Source organism: Mucilaginibacter sp. (assembly GCF_025362475.1).
Lineage (GTDB): Bacteria > Bacteroidota > Bacteroidia > Sphingobacteriales > Sphingobacteriaceae > Mucilaginibacter.
The window spans coordinates 399,220-417,648 of the sequence record NZ_JANYGH010000058.1; the positions used below are offsets into that span (position 1 = coordinate 399,220).

Sequence of the window (18,429 nt, forward strand, 5' to 3'; positions counted from 1 at the left end):
TAGGAGCTTTAGGTCTTGCGGGGTATCAGATGAATCTATATTTTAGAGGCTTATTACCACACACCCATTCCTTATATGAAAGTATTTTGTTCGCTCCTGGTTATCCTGCTATCCGCAACGTCCTGCAAAACCTATTACATGACCCCTGCCAGTTTAACAACCCAGCTCGAAAATATTAAACCGGAAAAAATAACCGATGCTTACGATTTCAGGCTCGGTCTTACAGGTGTTTTGTTGAAAAATGGAAAAAACTTTTACAACGGAATTGATAGCATCCTGGTAACGGATAAGGACGGAAAGCAAGTTAAAATACCGGTTACGGTTCATACAAGCCTTCGGTTGACGGATAATACGGGTCAGAGCGTTACCGTGTTTTTTGACTCAATGTTTAAGAAAGACAGCTTGATCTTTGCAAGTAAATCTCATTTTTTTAATTTGCCCGTTAAACGCAATATCAATAGTATCAAAAAAATCGAAACTCAAATAAATTAAATCTTTCCTCCTTAAAGGAATCCATCCTCACCTGCGTATCCACATCATTGCTGTATAAAATTTATGGTAGCAGTACATTGTGGTATTTAAGTTTTATTTTGCGTGATATAATAAAACAGTATTTACCCATATGTCAGCCATCAGATCTGTACTTTGTAATGCTTTTGCACTTACTTTATTATTAACCATAACGCTAACTGCATCGGCACAAAAAAGAAAAGATAAAGACTTTGCCCAGCTGGTTGACCCCTTTATTGGCACCGGCGGGCATGGGCATACTTACCCCGGTGCTGTGCTGCCTTTCGGGATGGTGCAGCTTAGCCCCGATACCCGGCTGGATGGCTGGGACGGCTGCTCGGGTTACCATTATACAGATACGGTGGTTTACGGGTTTTCGCATACACACTTAAGCGGTACAGGCATCCCCGATTATTGCGATGTATTATTTATGCCAACTACCGGCGACCCGCAGTTTAAAAATACCGAATATCGTTCTGTATTTAAAAAGAAGAACGAGTCAGCATCCCCCGGCTACTATAAAACCCTGCTGGATAAATACAACATCGGCGTTGAACTTACCGCGACCACACGTGTTGGTGTACACCGATACAATTACCCCAATGTCGAAAAAGCCAATATCATCATAGATCTTCAACACCGCGATGAAGTGCTTGATTCATGGATAGAGGTGATCAATAATCACGAGATTCGCGGTTACCGCAAATCAAAATCGTGGGCTAATGACCAGCAGGTATACTTTTATGCCAAATTCTCTAAACCGTTTAAAACATACGGCATTGCCCTTAATGATAAACTGCAAGAGGGAAAAAACAAAGTGGAAGGCAAAAACATCAAAATGTATTTACAGTTTGATAACCCCGGCGAAGTAATTTCTAAAGTAGGGATCTCGGCTGTAGATGCAGATGGGGCCTTAAAAAATCTGGATACCGAGGTACCCGATTTCGACTTTAAAAAGATCCAAAAGGCAGCCAAAGCAACCTGGAATACCGAACTAAATAAAATCCAGGTAGAAGGCGGCGGACTATCATCTTCGCAACAAGCTGAACTTAATGATCAGCCAGGGGTCACCAATCCGTCCAGCCCAATGCTTAAAGGTAAAAAAGCCCGCCCGGTTGATGAAGTTAAAACCAAACAGACCATTTTTTATACCGCTTTATACCACTGTATGCTGGCGCCCAGCATTTATAATGATGTAGATGGTAAATACAGGGGCTTAGATCAAAAGGTGCATACCGCGCAGGGATTTAATTACTACACCGTATTTTCTTTATGGGATACCTACCGGGCAGAAAACCCACTGCTTAACCTCATTGACAGAAAACGTACGCTCGACTTTGTTAAATCATTTTTGGCGATGTATGACCAGGGCGGGCTGCTCCCGATATGGCCATTGGCCAGTACCGAAACATATTGCATGATCGGTAATCATTCCATCCCGGTTATAGTAGATGCATACGCAAAGGGGATTCGTGATTTTGATGCGGAGAAAGCCTTTACAGCTATGAAAGCCGCGGTAAACCGCAATCAATTTGGATTAGATATCTATCGTAAAAATGGCGCGGTACTTTCTGATCAGGAAGAGGCATCTGTATCTAAAACACTGGAGTATGCTTATGACGATTGGTGTATTGCCCAAATGGCTAAAATGCTCAACAAACCAGAGGATTATACAGCGTACATAAAACGTGCGCAATACTGGAAAAACGTTTACAACAATCAGAACAGTTTTATGCAGGCCCGCAGCAATGGCGGCTGGTTAACCCCTTTTGACCCTGCCGAGATCAACAATAATTACACCGAGGGCAATTCCTGGCAGTACTCTTTTTTTGTTCCGCAGGATGTGGAGAGCCTGATGGCAGCGATGGGTGGCAAGGAAGCTTTTGAAGCAAAATTGGACGAATTGTTTACCACCGAATCAAAACTAAAAGGAAGTGATATACCCGATGTAAGCGGATTGATAGGCCAATATGCACATGGTAATGAACCAAGTCATCATATGGCCTATCTGTACAATTTTACCGACTCGCCGGATAAAACCCAGTTTTATATTGACCGCATCTTGCGCGAAGAATACAGCAACAAACCCGATGGATTGGCCGGTAATGAAGATTGCGGACAAATGTCGGCCTGGTATGTAATGAGTTCACTCGGCATCTATAACATTGCGCCGGGACAACAGCAATTCCAGGTAGGTGTGCCGCAGTTTGATAAGGCTGTTATTAATCTGGAGAACGGAAAACAGTTCACCATCATTAACTCCGGCGCAAGCATAGGCAAAGGAAACATCTATCTGCAGGGGATGAGCCTGGCAAAAAAGGCATATAATAAATTATACTTAAACTTTGCTGATATTGCCAATGGTGGCGAATTTGAGGTATTTGCAGGCAAACTGGCCAATAAGATGTTCATACATGACATTGAAAAACCAACATCAAAGATCACCGATAGCCTCATCGTGGCTACTCCTTACATCATAGCTCCATCCAAATCATTCAAAACGCCCATCAGCATCCAAATAAAAAGCGCCGGGCCCGGTGCTAAAATTTATTACACCGTGGATGGATTAACGCCAACAGCAAATTCATTGCTTTATACCCAGCCTATTATAATTTCGGCCAATACAACAGTTAAGGCAATAGCTATCAGCAATGGCAACAGCAGTTTTGTTGACGAGGCAACCTTTATAAAACTAAAAAACTAAGAAGGGGACATTAAAATCCGGAAGTTATTAAACTGATAAACTGTACATTTTGCGATGGAAATCACAGTGGAATAAATTAGCTCACAAGCTAAACATTTGATAATAAATATGGTTAGCTTTAATAATTAGTTATCACTTAAATTAACCTTCACCTCATGGACGATTTCTCATCAAAAGATGACGGCAAATTAGCGGGCATCATTAGTTATTTTACAATTGTAGGGTGGCTTATAGCATATTTTGCGCTTTATCAAAACAATAAAACCGCGCTTGCAAGTTACCAGATCAGGCAAACCCTGCTTTTCCACCTGGTTTCAATGATTGTTTCTTATGCTGCCGGCGCCCTTTTATTTTCTCCGGGTGCATCTTTCAGTTTAACAATACTTTGGCTGGTAAGAGTAGCCCTTTTTATAATTTGGGTAATTGGGCTTATTGGCGCCATCGGAGGTCAAAGAAAACCAATGCCGCTAATTGGTGAACCAGCCCAATCAGTTTTTTCGGGTATATGATGGAGATAAAGGCCTTACATAGTTTTTAACCTATGTAAGGCCTCTATTACTCTTTTAACAGCAATTTTTTTGATTCATCCAGTTTTTTCTTTTCCTCTTTATCCAATACCGGATAATTTAATTTCAAACCCTTTAAAGTGTCCAGAATAATGGATGAAATAGCTATCCTGGTAAACCATTTTTTATCAGCTGGGACTACGTACCAGGGGCAATCTTTGGTAGCTGTTTCCTGGATAGCTGTTTCATAAGCTTCCATATAATCGCCCCACCTTCCCCGTTCCTCAATATCTGCCGCCGCAAACTTCCAATTCTTTTTCGGATCGTCTATCCGTTCTAAAAACCGCTCCTTTTGCTCATGTTTAGAAACATGGAGAAAAAACTTAATGATCACAGTGCCATTATTAACTAAATGGTTTTCAAATGAGCGGATGCTTTCATAGCGCTTAGCCCAAAACTTTGGATGAATATCTTTAACTTCTGTTATTCCAGGTAAATGTTCATTCAGCAAAAGCTCGGGGTGAACTTTGGTTACCAACACATTTTCGTAATGCGATCTGTTATGGATCCCTATGCGGCCCCGCTCTGGCAATGCACGGTAGTGTCGCCATAAAAAATCATGTTCATAATCTTCGGTACTGGGCTGCTTAAAGCTAAAAACCTGGCAGGCTTGGGGATTTAGTCCCGATAATGTATGAGCTATGGCGCTGTCCTTTCCGGCCGCATCCATCGCCTGGAAAATGATGAGCAGCGCATATTTATTAGCAGCATAAAGCTCTGTTTGCACATCAAATGTTTCTGCTATCAGGTTCTTCAAAATAGCTTTTGCATTCTCTTTTTCAAAACCATCTGAGTAACCAGGATCAAAATCTTTAAGTGAAAAACTCTTGCCATGGTGGACCTTAAACTTGTCGACTATATTACTCATGATAAAAAATTTGCTTTACGCTTTGTTAACGTAAAATTTAGGTGTTAAAATTGCGTTGATTATAATGCTGTTTATTTTAGCCGATACCTGCATTTTATTCAATACTAAATATTATTTACCAAAAATGGGGTAACAATTAATTTACGATGAAGAATGCTTTTACGCCCTTATCAGGTAAAAAGGCGGATAATGATTATATTATTAATTTTTAAGGAACAGCATATATTAATATTTGTTTGGGAGCTATGATTTAGCCCTATAATTTTACATCTTTACCCAATGTTCAGACGAATAAGAAACCGATTTCTGAGGTTCATAGCCATATTTATATACTTCATTATTATCTTCTTTTGCTCTATCGAGCTCAACTTTCTATGGCTGTCAGGATACTCTCCTGATATGCAGGATATTAAAAACCCTGTAATGTCGGTAGGCTCTGAGGTTTACACAGCAGATGGTAAATTAATAGGGCAATATTACAAGGAGAACCGCTCGCCTGTTGATTTAAAACACATCTCTCCCAACCTGGTAAACGCCCTTATATCTACAGAAGATGTAAGATTTTACAGTCACCATGGTGTTGATTTTTATTCGTTTTTTACCAGTCTGCTATCCACCGCCAAGGGCGACCGCCGCGGGGCAAGTACCATTACACAGCAATTGGCAAAAAACCTCTTCGAAACCCGTAAACGTAAATCGCAGGGCTTTATTAAACGCGTACCATTTATACGCACTATTGTATATAAATGTAAAGAATGGCTTACTGCTTTTAAAATAGAGCACGTATACAGCAAACAGCAAATTCTTACCTTATATCTTAATACCGTTCCTTTTGGTAATAACTCTTACGGCATAAAAACTGCTTCGTTAAAGTACTTCAACAAACAGCCAGACCAGGTTACCCCAGCCGAAGCCGCTTTATTGATTGGAATGCTGAAAGCGACATCAAATTATAACCCTATCCGTAACCCTGAGCGGGCCACTGAGCGCCGTAATACGGTTTTAGGGCAAATGGAAAAATATGGTTACATCACGAAAGAGCAATATACCACAAGCACAGCATCGCCTATTAAGCTTGATTTGAGTTATGTGGAGCAGGATTCTCATGGCGACTCATACATACGCCGCGCGGTTGAAAAATGGCTTGACAAATGGTGTAAAGAAAATGGCTATGACCTTTACGAGGATGGCTTAAAAATCTACACTACTATTGATTCCCACCTGCAGCAATATGCCGAAGAAGCTGTTGCCGAAAAGATGAAGATGCTGCAAAAACGGTTCAATAACCTTTGGGGCAATAAAAATCCATGGCGTGATTCTAAAGGGGTCGAGATCAAAGATTTTATTTTGAAAAACGAACAAAGGCTTCCTATTTATAACCTGCTGCATAAAAAATATGCCGGCGATACCGTAAAGATTAACGACTATTTTAAAACCAAAAAGAGGATGACCGTTTTTACATGGAACGGCGAGCAGGACACTACCTTTTCAACTATCGACTCCATTAAATACTACGCCAAAATATTAAATACCGGCATGATGACCCTGGAGCCATCAACAGGTAAAATAAAGGTATGGATTGGCGGTATAGATCATCGCTTTTTTAATTACGACCATGTAAACCAGTCGCGCAGGCAGGCGGGCTCAACGTTTAAACCATTTGCCTATTTAACCGCTTTGGATAACGGCTTTACGCCATGCGATAAATTTACCGACCAACCGGTAACCATCAAATACAAGGATAACGGAAAAGATGAAGTTTGGCAGCCAAACAACGCCGATTTCCATTTCTCGTACCAGGAAATGTCATTACGCTGGGCCATGGGCAAATCCGTAAACTCCATTACCGCACAGCTTACAGAAAGAGTTGGCTGGGATAAAATTGTGCAGTACGCCCATAAATGCGGTATCGAAAGCCCGTTAAAATCGGTTCCATCGGTTTCATTGGGTTCAAATGATGTTTCGGTTTATGAAATGGTACGGGCTTATAGTACCTTCCTGAACAAGGGCCAAAAAATCGATCCTTTACTGGTTACCAAAATCACAGATCAGGATGGTAATGTACTGGATGAATTTGAATTAAAAACAGAAAAAGTATTGAGCGAAGAAACAGCCTGGCTGATGCTTTACATGTTTCGCGGCGGTATGGAAGAACCGGGTGGTACCTCACAGGCTTTGTGGGAATACCCCGGACTATGGAAAAAAGACAACCAGATTGGCGGTAAAACCGGCACCTCATCTGATTATGTTGACGGATGGTATATGGGTATCACCAAAGACCTGGTTACAGGTGTTTGGGTTGGCGCCGATGACCGAAGTGTACACTTTACCACATCAGAAACCGGTGAAGGTTCACATACCGCACTCCCTATTTTTGGACGCTTTATGGAAAAAGTTTACGCCGATCCTAAATCCGGTTATACTTATGGCCCGTTCCCAAAACCATGGAGTAAGATCACCAAGAGTTACCAATGCCCATCGCCGCATATTGTTGCCGATACTACAGAAACAGATAGCACAAGCAACCCTATTGATACCACTAACGTTATACCGACACCGACTACTACAACGCCAGAAAACCCTGAAAGCCCTCCGGCTAATCAAAAATAACGGAGCTATGGGCATTACGCTGTATGTATAAGTTTTAAAATATTGATTGGCAGGCTCCTGTAGCCTGCCAATTATTCGTTAAATTGGCCCATCATCTATTTAGTTTAAATTATGAATAAAAACTACTCATTTTTAAATACAGCTAAAAAGTTCCTCCTCATATTTATTTGCCTCTTTAGTTTGTTGCTGATCAGCAACAGCGCAAAAGCACAATATTTTGGTCAAAATAAAGTACGTTACAAAAACCTCAAATTTAAGGTATATAAAACCCCGCATTTCGAGATCTACTATTACATTAAAAATGATAGCATGATCAAACGCTTTGCCCAGGAAAGCGAATTATGGTACACCCTGCATCAGCAGGTTTTTAAGGATACATTTAAAACTGCCAACCCTATAATTTTATATGCCAATCATCCCGATTTCCAGCAAACTACGGCTATCGACGGCGAGATTGGCGTGGGTACAGGCGGTATTACCGAAGGGTTAAAAAACCGGGTTGTAATGCCGGTAATGGAAACCAACCAAATGACCCGCCATGTTATCGGGCACGAATTGGTGCACGCTTTTCAATACCATGCCTTGTTAGGAAAAGAAAACGAAACTTTTGAAAATATTAACAATATACCCCTATGGATGATTGAGGGTATGGCGGAGTACCTTTCATTAGGTAAAAAAGATTCATACACGGCCATGTGGATGCGTGATGCTTACCTTAACCATGATATTCCTACTGTTAAAGACCTTACCGAGAGTAACAAATATTTCCCATACCGTTACGGTGAAGCATTTTGGTCGTTTTTAGGATCAACTTATGGCGATACGGTAATTGTACCTTTCTTTAAAAACACAGCGCGTTACGGTTTGGCCTACGGCATAAGGCGCACTTTTGGGTATGATGATAAAACACTATCCCGTCTCTGGAAAAACTCTATTGAAACAACCTATAAGCCATTTTTAAAAGATACAACGCAAAAACCAGTAGGCATTAAATTGGTTGACAAGGAAAACGGCGGCGACCTGGTAGTTGCTCCCGCAGTAAGTCCCGATGGTAAGTATGTGGCATTCTTATCGGCCAAAAGCCTTTTCAGCATTGATCTTTACCTGGCCGATGCCAAAACGGGTAAGATTTTACGAAAACTCACCAGCAAGGTATCTAATACACATATAGATGAGTTTAACTTTATCGAATCGGCGGGCGCATGGTCGCCGGATGGCAAGCGGTTTGCTTTTAGCGTATTTAGTAAAGGCAGAAACCGGATGGAAGTAGTTGATGTAAATAGCGGAAGCATGCTTGATGATGTATCAATGGAAAAGGCGGAGCAATTTAGTAACCTTTCATGGTCGCCAAACGGTAAGGATATCGTTTTTACAGGCCTTTCTGAAGGGCAGAGCGATCTGTACTCCTACAACTTCGATACAAAAAAAATCACCCAGCTCACCAATGATAAATACACCGATTACCAGCCCGCTTATTCACGGGATGGCAAAAAGATTATTTTCTCAAGCGATAGATCAACATATGATCAATCGTTAGAGCAAGCTATCACATTTAACCTGGCCGAGCTTGACCTTGCCAGCGGAAAAATAACTGACATCAAAATATTTAATGGAGCCAACAATTTAAATCCGCAGTACTCTGCAGATGGTACCCAAATCTATTTCCTTTCAAACAGGGATGGTTTCCGCAATATGTATCGCTATACCATGAGTACCGGTCAGCTGGAACAAATGACAGATTTGTTTACCGGAATTTGCGGGATCACCGAATTTTCGCCGGCATTAAGCATATCTGCAAATGACGATGTAGTTTACTCCTATTATCGTGCCCAAAAATATGCCCTTTATAATGCCAAAGCATCTGCATTTAAACCGGTTACTTTACAGGCACAGGCAGTTGATTTTAGCGCTGCCATGCTGCCTCCTTCACGTGCTGTAGGTGTTGATCTGATCAATTCAAACCTGAACAACTTCCTGGCATACAAAAAGATCCCTACCGATTCTGTAAAAGAAATTGCATATCATCCCAAATTCAAGCTCGACTACCTCGCAGGAAGCGGAGTTGGGGTCGGTGTAAGTAGTTTTTACGGCACCAGTCTTTCCAGCGGCATCCAGGGGGTATTCAGCGATATATTGGGTCGTAACCAAATTTTTGCGGCCGCATCAGTAAACGGGCAGATCTATGATTCAGGCGCGGCTATAACTTATGTAAATCAAACCGGCCGATGGAACCTGGGTACAGGTATTTCACATATCCCCTACCTGTTTGGTTTGCAAACCCAAACTTTTCCTAAACAAAATGTAGGTGGTAAAAATGTTACCGTATTATCACAAAATACCGATATCATCCGCAACTTTGAGGATGCTGCCAGGGTTTTCACCTCCTATCCTATCAACAAAACAACCCGTTTTGAAGTAAGCGGAGGGGCATCATACAACTCCTACCGTGTTGACCGCTACAGTACCGTGTACAAATTAGATACGGTAATTAATGCTGATAAAAGCCAAACTATTAACACAACCCCTATAGGCAGCGGGAAAAATAAAATACCAAATGGCGAAGAAAGCGCTCTGCTCAATTACAATTTAAAATCATACTCGCTTTTGCAGTTATCAACCGCTTTGGTAGGTGATAATTCCTTTTTTGGGGTTACAGCGCCGTTAAATGGTTTCAGGTATAGGTTAGAGGCAGGGTATAACTTCGGCACTTACCACTTTTTCTCACCAACTATCGATCTCAGGAAATATGTACGTGTTGAGCCGGTAACTTTTGCAGCCCGTTTCTTTGGCTACGGTCGCTTTGGCGATTCTAACGGGATCTATCCATTATTCATAGGGTATCCATTTTATATCAGGGGATACGAAGGGCAAACCTTTTACAATAACAACAAAAAGTCATCAAATGGCTTTAATATCGATCAGCTATCGGGAAGCAGAATGGCTGTATTTAATTTCGAGACACGATTGCCATTTACCGGACCAGAGAAGCTGGCCCAGATCAAATCAAAATTCCTGTTTACTGATCTGAACTTATTTTTTGATGCCGGTTTAGCCTGGAACGCGGGAGACCATATCTATTTCCAGAAAAATCCGCCGGTTTTGGGCCAAACACCCTCAATTGATGCAAATGGAAACCCACAACTTGATAGTAACGGTAACCCCGTTTTAAGCAATACCTATGGTCGTGTACCGGCCTTAAGTGCTGGCATATCCTTACGGATAAACGTTTTTGGAGCGTTTGTGTTAGAGCCATACCTGGCTATTCCATTTAACCGTACTGACGTTAGCAAGCCCGTATTTGGCTTAGGTTTTACACCTGGATGGTAAACACATTTGAAATCGATATATTTGCGCGGCCTAAGGCCGCTTTTTTTTATTAAAATTAAATTAATAAAAACACTTGAGTATTTGATTGTTATACTTTATAGACATCCGTTTTTATGAAAAAATTATTGTTGCTTGTTATCACCTCTCTATATTGTTCAGTGTTGTTTGCGCAGGGGCCGTTAGTGTCCGTAAATCCAAAAGCTATAGGGCCGCTTAGAGTAATGGCCGGTGATGGCATGTTACCAGCCAATGATATCATCAAAAATATTGCCTTATCAAAAGAGCTATCTACATTTTATAATTTTATAAATAAAACCAACCTGGCTGCAACTTTTCAAAGCAGGGGCCCTATTACCATGTTTGTGCCCGCCAATGATGCTTTTTTAAATTTACCTGATGGCAAACTGGATTCCCTGATGAAACCCGCGTACGTTTGGGAACTTACCCGCCTCATTAGCTATCATTCTATTCCTGGCCGGTTCAAAGCCAAAGACATTGAAAAGGAGATCAACAAAAACAAGGGAACGGCTACATTCACCACCCTTACCGGTAACAAACTAACAGCAAAAATTGATGCCAACCGTAATATTGTTTTAATTGATGAGAATGGTGGCGAAAGCATTATTAGTCGTTTTGATATTGAACAAAACAACGGCATGCTGCATGTGGTAAACAAGGTATTACAGCCCAAGGTAAAAACCATATAATTGTACCAATGGATGACAATCCACCTGAAATATAATTTCGTATTTTAAGTATAATAGATTGTAAGGATAGGTTAAGTTTTGCGACTAACCCAGGTACGATCGGAATTAAAAAAAACTTAAAATGAACAAGGTAATGAGAAAATCGATTTTTGCTATAGCTATACTAAGCATTATAACAGCTTTTGGCTGCCAAAACAGTAATGGGCAGGCTAAACGTAAACTAAGCAAACCCGCGGCGGAGTGGAAAAAAACACTCACACCAAACCAATATTATATTATGGTTGAAAGTGGCACCGAGCCACCTTATAAAAACGATTACTGGAACAACCATGAAAAGGGTGTTTATGTAAGCGCGGCCACAGGCGAAGTATTATTTAGCTCTGAGGATAAATTTGATAGCGGTACAGGCTGGCCAAGCTTTGTAAAAGCAGTTGACCCTAAAAAAGTTGCCATTGTTACCGATAACAGCTATGGCATGAGCCGGGATGAGGTTATCGAAAAAAGCACTGGCTTACACCTTGGCCATGTATTTGACGACGGCCCTGCAGACCGCGGCGGCAAAAGATTTTGCATGAACTCAGGCGCTTTAAAATTTATTAAAAAGTAATAGTTCTTCTGTTAGCATTTACAGATGGGCGTAATTGTGGCCTTACACGAATACCGCTCTCAAACTTTAAACCAATGGTCAGATCTACCCAGTCGGGGTTAACAGGTCTGATCATTTTTTCTTTCTGAGGCCTTGTAAAAGTGCTCACCACTTTAAAGCGTTCCATTGCCTGCTCTTCGGTATTTATTTCCTCAAAATAAACTAAACGATTGAGCTGCTGTGCGCTGTCAAAAAACAAAGTTGGCATGTCGCTGTAAAACTGCAATGTTTTTACCAGGTCTGAGCATAAACCTACATGAAGATTTTTCCTGTTTCTGTCGGTGATGATATATACAAAACGTTTCATTTTTTGATAAAAAATTTGGTGAACGAATAAATATTACTAACTTTATGAGCATAAAATTACTAATAAATTTAGCAAATGCAAATTTTATGTCAATAATTTCACAAAATATTAAATTCCTTCGCAAAAAGAAGGGAATTACCCAACAGCAATTCGCTGATGAAGTAGGTATAAAACGCTCATTAGTAGGTGCTTACGAAGAGGAACGAGCCGAACCAAAATATGAACTACTAAAAACATTAGCAATATACTTTGACATTAGCATTGATGATTTTATTAACGAAACCATCAACGAAAAGTGGGCGCCCAAGCCAAAAGGGAATCCGGCTAACCTGCGCATACTCAGTATCTCTGTTGATAAAGAGGATAACGAAAATATTGAAATGGTGCCGCTTAAAGCCAGCGCCGGATATTTAAATGGCTACGCCGATCCGGAGTATGTTTCCAAATTGCCTAAGTTTTATTTGCCTATGTTTAAACAGGGTACTTACCGGGCCTTTGAAATAAAAGGCGATTCGATGCTGCCTATCCTATCCGGCGACATCATTATAGCTGAGTACCTGGAGAACTGGGCAGACGTTAAACCCGGCGAAACCTATATAGTGATATCAAAAAATGACGGTGTAGTATATAAACGCATCGGCAACAAATTTAAAGACAATAAAAAGCTAAAGCTGATATCTGATAACCCTGTTTACGAACCTTACGAAATTAACGGCGAAGACGTGCTGGAGATATGGAAAGGAAAAGGCTATATATCCACCCATTTACCACAGCCAACGCCCGAGCCTACCATGGAAAGCCTTACTAATATGATGGCCCAGATGCAGCGTTCGATATCAAACTTACAGCAAAGCAACAATTAAGTTACATCGGCTTTCTTAAACCATTACGGCATATCTTTATCATAGATTAAAACGTAAATTAAATTTAAAAGAGCTATGAAAAAATTTCTGTTGATGTGCTGTTTCCTGATGGGGATTGCAGCAGTAAGCCATGCACAAGGTGGTGGTATGAGAAAAAGCCCCGAAGAAAGGGCTAAGGATCTGCAAACACAATTAAAGCTAACTGACGATCAAACTACCAAAGTAACGGCTGTTTATAAAGAGCAGGCAACTAAAATGGATAGTGTAAGAACTGCTGCCAATGGCGACAGGGACGCCATGAGAAGCGCCATGATGCCAATGAGAAAAGCTACTAACGATAAAATTAAAGCCATTTTAACACCTGAACAGGCTACTGCTTTTGATAAAATTCAAAAAGACATGATGGACAGGATGAGACAGGGCGGCGGCGGCGGAAGCAGCGGCTCTCAAAATTAATGTGATAAATGAAGCGGCGATAAGCCGCTTTTTTTATTTTTGCATAAAGCGTTTAAAAGTTAAAAGCCCAATGCAAAGCTTAAAGCTAATTAAACGCCGATACTAATTATTGTTTAATATCCATTGAGATTAGCAAACGATTACCTTAAAAGCAAACTTGATGAACGAAAATCATCAGGCATATACAGAACTTTAAAGCCCGAGAACAGCCTAGTTGATTTTTGCTCTAACGATTACTTAGGCTTCGCCCGCTCGATAGTTTTAAAAGAACGTATTGAAGCCGAAATTAAAAGTCACCCGCTAAGTTTAAACGGCTCCACGGGTTCCAGGTTACTCTCAGGAAATCTTCAATATGCAGAGGAGCTTGAATATCAAATAGCAGCATTTCATGATTTTGAAGCGGGTCTGCTTTTCAATTCCGGCTATGATGCCAACCTTGGTTTATTATCATCTTTAGCCCAACGCGGTGACACCATTATACTCGACGAACTGATACATGCCTCTGCCATTGACGGAGCGCGCCTAAGTTACGCAACCCGATATAGTTTCAGACACAATGATACCGAGAGCCTGGAGGCCAAATTAAAGCTATCTAAAGGCAACTGCTATGTGGTTGTAGAAAGCATATACTCCATGAATGGTGACTCATCGCCATTGAATGAAATTTTAAACATTACCGAAAAATACGGCGCCCATTTAATTGTTGATGAAGCCCATGCCGTTGGATTATATAAAAAGGGACTGGTAAATGAACAGGGACTGCAAAACAGGGTATTTGCCTCGGTAGTTACTTTTGGTAAGGCACTGGGTTGCCACGGGGCAATTGTATTAAGTAGTAATTTACTCAGGGATTACCTCATTAATTTCGCCCGTCCGTTTATTTATAGCACCGCCCCTTCCTTCCATCATTTAGCGTCGATAAAAATGGCCTATGAGCTATTGAATACTGCCGACGAAGAGATCTCCGGTCTAAAAGACAACATCAACCTATTTAAAAAACAGGTTGACCAATCAGAGACTACTCCCCTGCTATTAAGCAATAGCGCAATTCAATGTATTATTTTAAAAAGTAACGACAAGGCCCGTGAAATAGCGAACATCTTGCAATCAGCCGGGTTGGATGTGAGGCCTATACTAAGCCCCACAGTAGCAGCCGGAGCCGAACGAATAAGAATATGCCTGCATAGTTTTAATACCTTAAATGAGGTAAATTTGCTTACCAATACTATAAACAACTTTATTAATGCACGATAAACAACCCATATTTATTACCGGTATTGGCACCGGGGTAGGCAAAACCATTGTATCTGCAATTATAACCGAGAAACTAAAGGCAGATTATTGGAAGCCCATTCAATCAGGCGATCTGGATGACAGCGACACTCTGAAAGTTCAAAGCCTTGTATCTAATGAGATTACAAAATTCCATCCCGAAGCTTACCGTTTAACGCAGCCTTTCTCGCCCCATAAATCGGCAGCAATTGATAAAGTAACAATCAACAGTCAAAACTTTACGCTGCCCCAAACTGATAACCAATTAGTTATAGAAGGTGCCGGAGGATTAATGGTACCCCTTAATGATAATTTTTTAATCATCGACCTTATCAAACAGTTAAATGCAAAAGTGATATTGGTGTCGCAAAATTACCTCGGCAGCATTAACCATACCCTGTTATCATTATATGCACTTAAAACATATAACATCCCTGTAATGGGTATCATATTTAACGGCGTGGAGGATATTTATTCAAAAAGTTATATACTTAGTTACTCCGGTATTCCCGAGCTTGGGCAGATACCAATGTATGATACCCCCAACAAAAAATCAATCATTGAAGCTGCCGCACTTATTAATTTGTAACGGGTAATCTGTACTTGGCGAAGCAAATAATTTAACTCAATTTAGCATCACATAACCTGGTAAACGATGAAAAATATAACTGTTATTGGCTCCGGAACTATGGGCAACGGCATTGCTCATACTTTTGCTCAGCATGGCTTTGAAGTATCATTGATTGATATTAACACTTCTGCATTAGATAAGGCTGTACAAACCATCGCCAATAACCTTGATCGCCAGTTAAAAAAGGGAAGTATTAATGAGCAGGATAAAGCAGATACGTTAGGCAGGATAAAAACCTATACCGATATTAAAGAAGGTGCAGCCAATGCCCATTTGGTGATTGAAGCTGCCACCGAAAACCGCGAGATAAAACTTCAACTATTTAAACAGCTTAGTGATATTTGTGGTGATGAAGTGATCTTAGCCTCCAATACATCATCCATATCGATTACAGAAATTGCCGCCGTAACCAAAAATCCGGGCCAGGTCATAGGTATGCACTTTATGAACCCTGTACCTGTAATGAAACTGGTAGAAGTGATAAAGGGGTACGCTACAACCAATGCAGTTATACAAACCATTATGCAATTGGCCAAAGCGCTGGATAAAGATCCGGTTGAGGTAAATGATTATCCGGGTTTTGTGGCTAACCGGATATTAATGCCCATGATCAACGAAGCCATTTATACCCTGTACGAGGGTGTAGCCGGTGTAGAAGAAATTGATACCGTGATGAAATTAGGCATGGCCCACCCAATGGGGCCCCTTCAACTGGCCGATTTTATCGGGCTTGATGTTTGCCTGGCCATATTAAAGGTTTTGTACGAGGGTTTCGGGAATCAAAAATATGCACCCTGCCCTTTACTGGTTAACATGGTTACTGCCGGGCACCGGGGCGTGAAAACAGGAAGCGGCTTTTATAAATATACAGCCGGCAGCAAAACACTTGTAGTTGCAGACAAATTCAGTTAGCAGTTAGCCGTGGGCGGTAGGTATGCAGTTGGCAGTTTTCAGTTAGCAGTACGCAACCGTGCTAACTGAAAACTGCCAATTGCAAACTGTTAAACTGAAAACTGCAAACTTACATTCGTTCCGGTACATCAATACCAAGTAATCCCATTGCTTTGCTGATCACCTTTGCTGATGACGCGGATAGTTGCAGGCGGAATTGTTTTAACACCTCATCCTCTGCCTGCAATATTGATTTTTCGTGATAGAATTTGTTATAGCTTTTGGCCAGCTCATAAACATAGTTGGCAATTATTGCCGGGCTATATCCATTGGCTGCTTCCCTGATTACTGTTGGAAATTGGGTGAGTAACACAATCACATCGCGTTCTACCCCGGCCAGTTCTGTTATTTCAATATTTTTATTTGGCTGATATGCTGCCCTGCTCAGTACCGATTTGATCCGGGCGTGGGTATATTGAATAAATGGGCCTGTATGTCCCTGAAAATCTACCGATTCATTAGGATCAAACAGCAACCTCTTTTTAGGATCAACTTTAAGTAAGAAATATTTAAGCGCTCCCATACCAATGGTATTGTATAAAGCAAGCTTGTCCTCTTCAGAAAATGCATCTACCTTACCCATCGCCTCCGTTTGCACTTTTGCCGTAGTTTCCATTTCGTCCATCAGGTCATCGGCATCAACTACCGTTCCCTCACGGGATTTCATTTTTCCAGATGGCAGATCAACCATCCCGTAAGATAAATGGAACAAGCCATTAGCACCTGCCTTACCCAGTTTATGAAGTATCAGGAATAGTACTTTAAAGTGATAATCCTGTTCGTTACCCACCACATAAATAGACCTATCCATGTGGAAATCATTATACTTTAACTGCGCGGTACCCAAATCCTGGGTAATGTAAACCGATGTTCCGTCTGACCGTAACACCAGTTTTTCATCCAAGCCGTCGGCAGTAAGATCAATCCATACAGAACCATCCGGCTTTTTAAAGAAAACACTTTTTTGCAGGCCTTCCTCAATAATATCCTTACCTAATAAATAGGTATTTGATTCATAGTAGTATTTATCAAAATCAACACCTAACTGCTTGTAGGTTTCCGCAAAGCCAGCATAAACCCAGCTGTTCATGGTTTTCCATAAATCGAGAACTTCCGCATCGCCTGCTTCCCATTTTTGGAGCATTTGCTGAGTCTCAACCATTAATGAGGTAACGTTTTTGGCAATCTCCTTTACCTTGTCTTCTTCGACACTAATTTTATCTGTTAATTCGCCGATAAGTTTGGTTTCAGTATCGGGCGTAGCATATTTTTTTGCTTTGAGCTTATCAATGCTTATCAGCAGGGCGTGTATTTTTTCCTTTTGATTATCATTAAATAGAGACAAATCATTTTTTTCGTAAACGCGTTCAAGAATGGGAGTCAATTGCTTTTTTAACTCCTTATCAAACAACACATAATATTTACCCACCAAATGATCGCCTTTTAAGCCAGATGATGCAGGTGTTTCGCCATTGCCAAACATTTGCCAGGCCAGCATAGATTTACAGATATGAATACCACGATCATTCACCAGGTTAACCTTAACAACATCATACCCGGCAGCCGCCAGAATCTGCGCTACCGAAAACCCTAAAAGGTTGTTGCGGATATGGCCCAAATGCAGTGGTTTGTTGGTATTTGGCGATGAATATTCCACCATTACCTTTTGTCCGTTTGGTTTTGCTACCGCGAAATCATCCGGAAGTATCTCATTATATAATTGACCAATCCAATATTCGTCGCTTAACGAAATATTTAAAAAACCCTTAACTATATTAAAATCAGCCACTTCTTTCAATTCAGCCTTCAGATACTCGCCTATTTCTGTACCTGTTTGTTCAGGTCCTTTGCGGGAGAATTTGGTAAACGGAAAAGTAACTATGGTAATTTGTCCCTCAAATTCTTTACGGGTTTCCTGTAAGCCTATTGCTGCCGGTGCTACATCTGTTTGGTACAGGTGCTTAATTGCTTTAACGGCCGCATCAATAATAAAATCCATGCGGCAAAATTA

The 18,429-nt window shown here is 40.9% G+C and carries 15 protein-coding genes; 12 read left to right on the top strand and 3 right to left on the bottom strand.

All coding sequences use genetic code 11. The features are described from left to right. The first annotated feature begins 75 nt into the window (after positions 1 to 75). From Q0R88_RS20380 to Q0R88_RS20390, 3 genes are all read left to right on the top strand, one after another. On the top strand, positions 76 to 492 hold the full coding sequence (locus Q0R88_RS20380; protein ID WP_295719750.1) for a hypothetical protein: 417 nt from the start codon (positions 76 to 78) through the stop codon (positions 490 to 492). Positions 493 to 622: 130 nt separating this feature from the next. Next, entirely contained in the window at positions 623 to 3,214 is a 2,592-nt protein-coding gene (locus Q0R88_RS20385; RefSeq protein WP_295719752.1) for a GH92 family glycosyl hydrolase, read from the top strand. A 155-nt stretch (positions 3,215 to 3,369) separates the two neighbouring features. Continuing rightward, positions 3,370 to 3,723, top strand: coding sequence for a hypothetical protein (locus tag Q0R88_RS20390; RefSeq protein WP_295719754.1), 354 nt, complete (start codon positions 3,370 to 3,372; stop codon positions 3,721 to 3,723). 46 nt (positions 3,724 to 3,769) lie between these two features. Here Q0R88_RS20390 and Q0R88_RS20395 read toward each other — a convergent pair whose 3' ends face one another. Next, complete coding sequence (locus tag Q0R88_RS20395) at positions 3,770 to 4,648, bottom strand: polyphosphate kinase 2 family protein (protein WP_295719756.1); 879 nt, start codon at positions 4,646 to 4,648, stop codon at positions 3,770 to 3,772. Positions 4,649 to 4,927: 279 nt separating this feature from the next. Here Q0R88_RS20395 and Q0R88_RS20400 point away from each other — a divergent pair, with 279 nt between their 5' ends. The 4 genes from Q0R88_RS20400 to msrB all read left to right on the top strand — a co-directional run bounded on the left by Q0R88_RS20400 (position 4,928) and on the right by msrB (position 11,899). Continuing rightward, positions 4,928 to 7,258 (top strand): transglycosylase domain-containing protein, encoded by a 2,331-nt coding sequence (locus Q0R88_RS20400; protein ID WP_295719759.1) that lies wholly within the window; start codon positions 4,928 to 4,930, stop codon positions 7,256 to 7,258. A 111-nt stretch (positions 7,259 to 7,369) separates the two neighbouring features. Next, positions 7,370 to 10,585, top strand: a complete 3,216-nt coding sequence (locus Q0R88_RS20405; RefSeq protein ID WP_295719761.1) for a DPP IV N-terminal domain-containing protein — start codon at positions 7,370 to 7,372, stop codon at positions 10,583 to 10,585. Positions 10,586 to 10,698: 113 nt separating this feature from the next. Continuing rightward, on the top strand, positions 10,699 to 11,292 hold the full coding sequence (locus Q0R88_RS20410) for a fasciclin domain-containing protein (protein WP_295719762.1): 594 nt from the start codon (positions 10,699 to 10,701) through the stop codon (positions 11,290 to 11,292). A 133-nt stretch (positions 11,293 to 11,425) separates the two neighbouring features. Further along, complete coding sequence (gene msrB / locus Q0R88_RS20415) at positions 11,426 to 11,899, top strand: peptide-methionine (R)-S-oxide reductase MsrB (RefSeq protein WP_295719765.1); 474 nt, start codon at positions 11,426 to 11,428, stop codon at positions 11,897 to 11,899. Here the strand turns inward: msrB and Q0R88_RS20420 are convergent. Next, positions 11,889 to 12,245, bottom strand: coding sequence for a GIY-YIG nuclease family protein (locus Q0R88_RS20420; RefSeq protein ID WP_295719766.1), 357 nt, complete (start codon positions 12,243 to 12,245; stop codon positions 11,889 to 11,891). The genes msrB and Q0R88_RS20420 overlap by 11 nt on opposite strands. A gap of 86 nt (positions 12,246 to 12,331) precedes the next feature. Between Q0R88_RS20420 and Q0R88_RS20425 the strand changes: the two genes are divergently transcribed. The 5 genes from Q0R88_RS20425 (at position 12,332) to Q0R88_RS20445 (ending at position 16,379) form a co-directional block, all read left to right on the top strand. After that, positions 12,332 to 13,108: a LexA family transcriptional regulator gene (locus Q0R88_RS20425; protein WP_295719768.1), complete on the top strand. Its 777-nt coding sequence runs from the start codon at positions 12,332 to 12,334 to the stop codon at positions 13,106 to 13,108. Positions 13,109 to 13,183: 75 nt separating this feature from the next. Then, positions 13,184 to 13,564, top strand: a complete 381-nt coding sequence (locus tag Q0R88_RS20430; protein WP_295719770.1) for a hypothetical protein — start codon at positions 13,184 to 13,186, stop codon at positions 13,562 to 13,564. A gap of 123 nt (positions 13,565 to 13,687) precedes the next feature. After that, positions 13,688 to 14,818, top strand: coding sequence for an 8-amino-7-oxononanoate synthase (locus Q0R88_RS20435; RefSeq protein WP_295719773.1), 1,131 nt, complete (start codon positions 13,688 to 13,690; stop codon positions 14,816 to 14,818). Beyond that, positions 14,808 to 15,425: a dethiobiotin synthase gene (gene bioD / locus Q0R88_RS20440; RefSeq protein WP_295719776.1), complete on the top strand. Its 618-nt coding sequence runs from the start codon at positions 14,808 to 14,810 to the stop codon at positions 15,423 to 15,425. The genes Q0R88_RS20435 and bioD overlap by 11 nt, the downstream gene beginning before the upstream one ends. 66 nt (positions 15,426 to 15,491) lie before the next feature. Further along, complete coding sequence (locus Q0R88_RS20445; protein WP_295719779.1) at positions 15,492 to 16,379, top strand: 3-hydroxybutyryl-CoA dehydrogenase; 888 nt, start codon at positions 15,492 to 15,494, stop codon at positions 16,377 to 16,379. A 109-nt stretch (positions 16,380 to 16,488) separates the two neighbouring features. On the opposite strand, the gene argS is transcribed toward Q0R88_RS20445, so the two are convergent. Beyond that, positions 16,489 to 18,417 carry an arginine--tRNA ligase gene (gene argS, locus Q0R88_RS20450; RefSeq protein ID WP_295719780.1) on the bottom strand — a complete coding sequence of 643 codons (1,929 nt, stop codon included), beginning with the start codon at positions 18,415 to 18,417 and terminating at the stop codon, positions 16,489 to 16,491. Positions 18,418 to 18,429 lie beyond the last annotated feature (12 nt).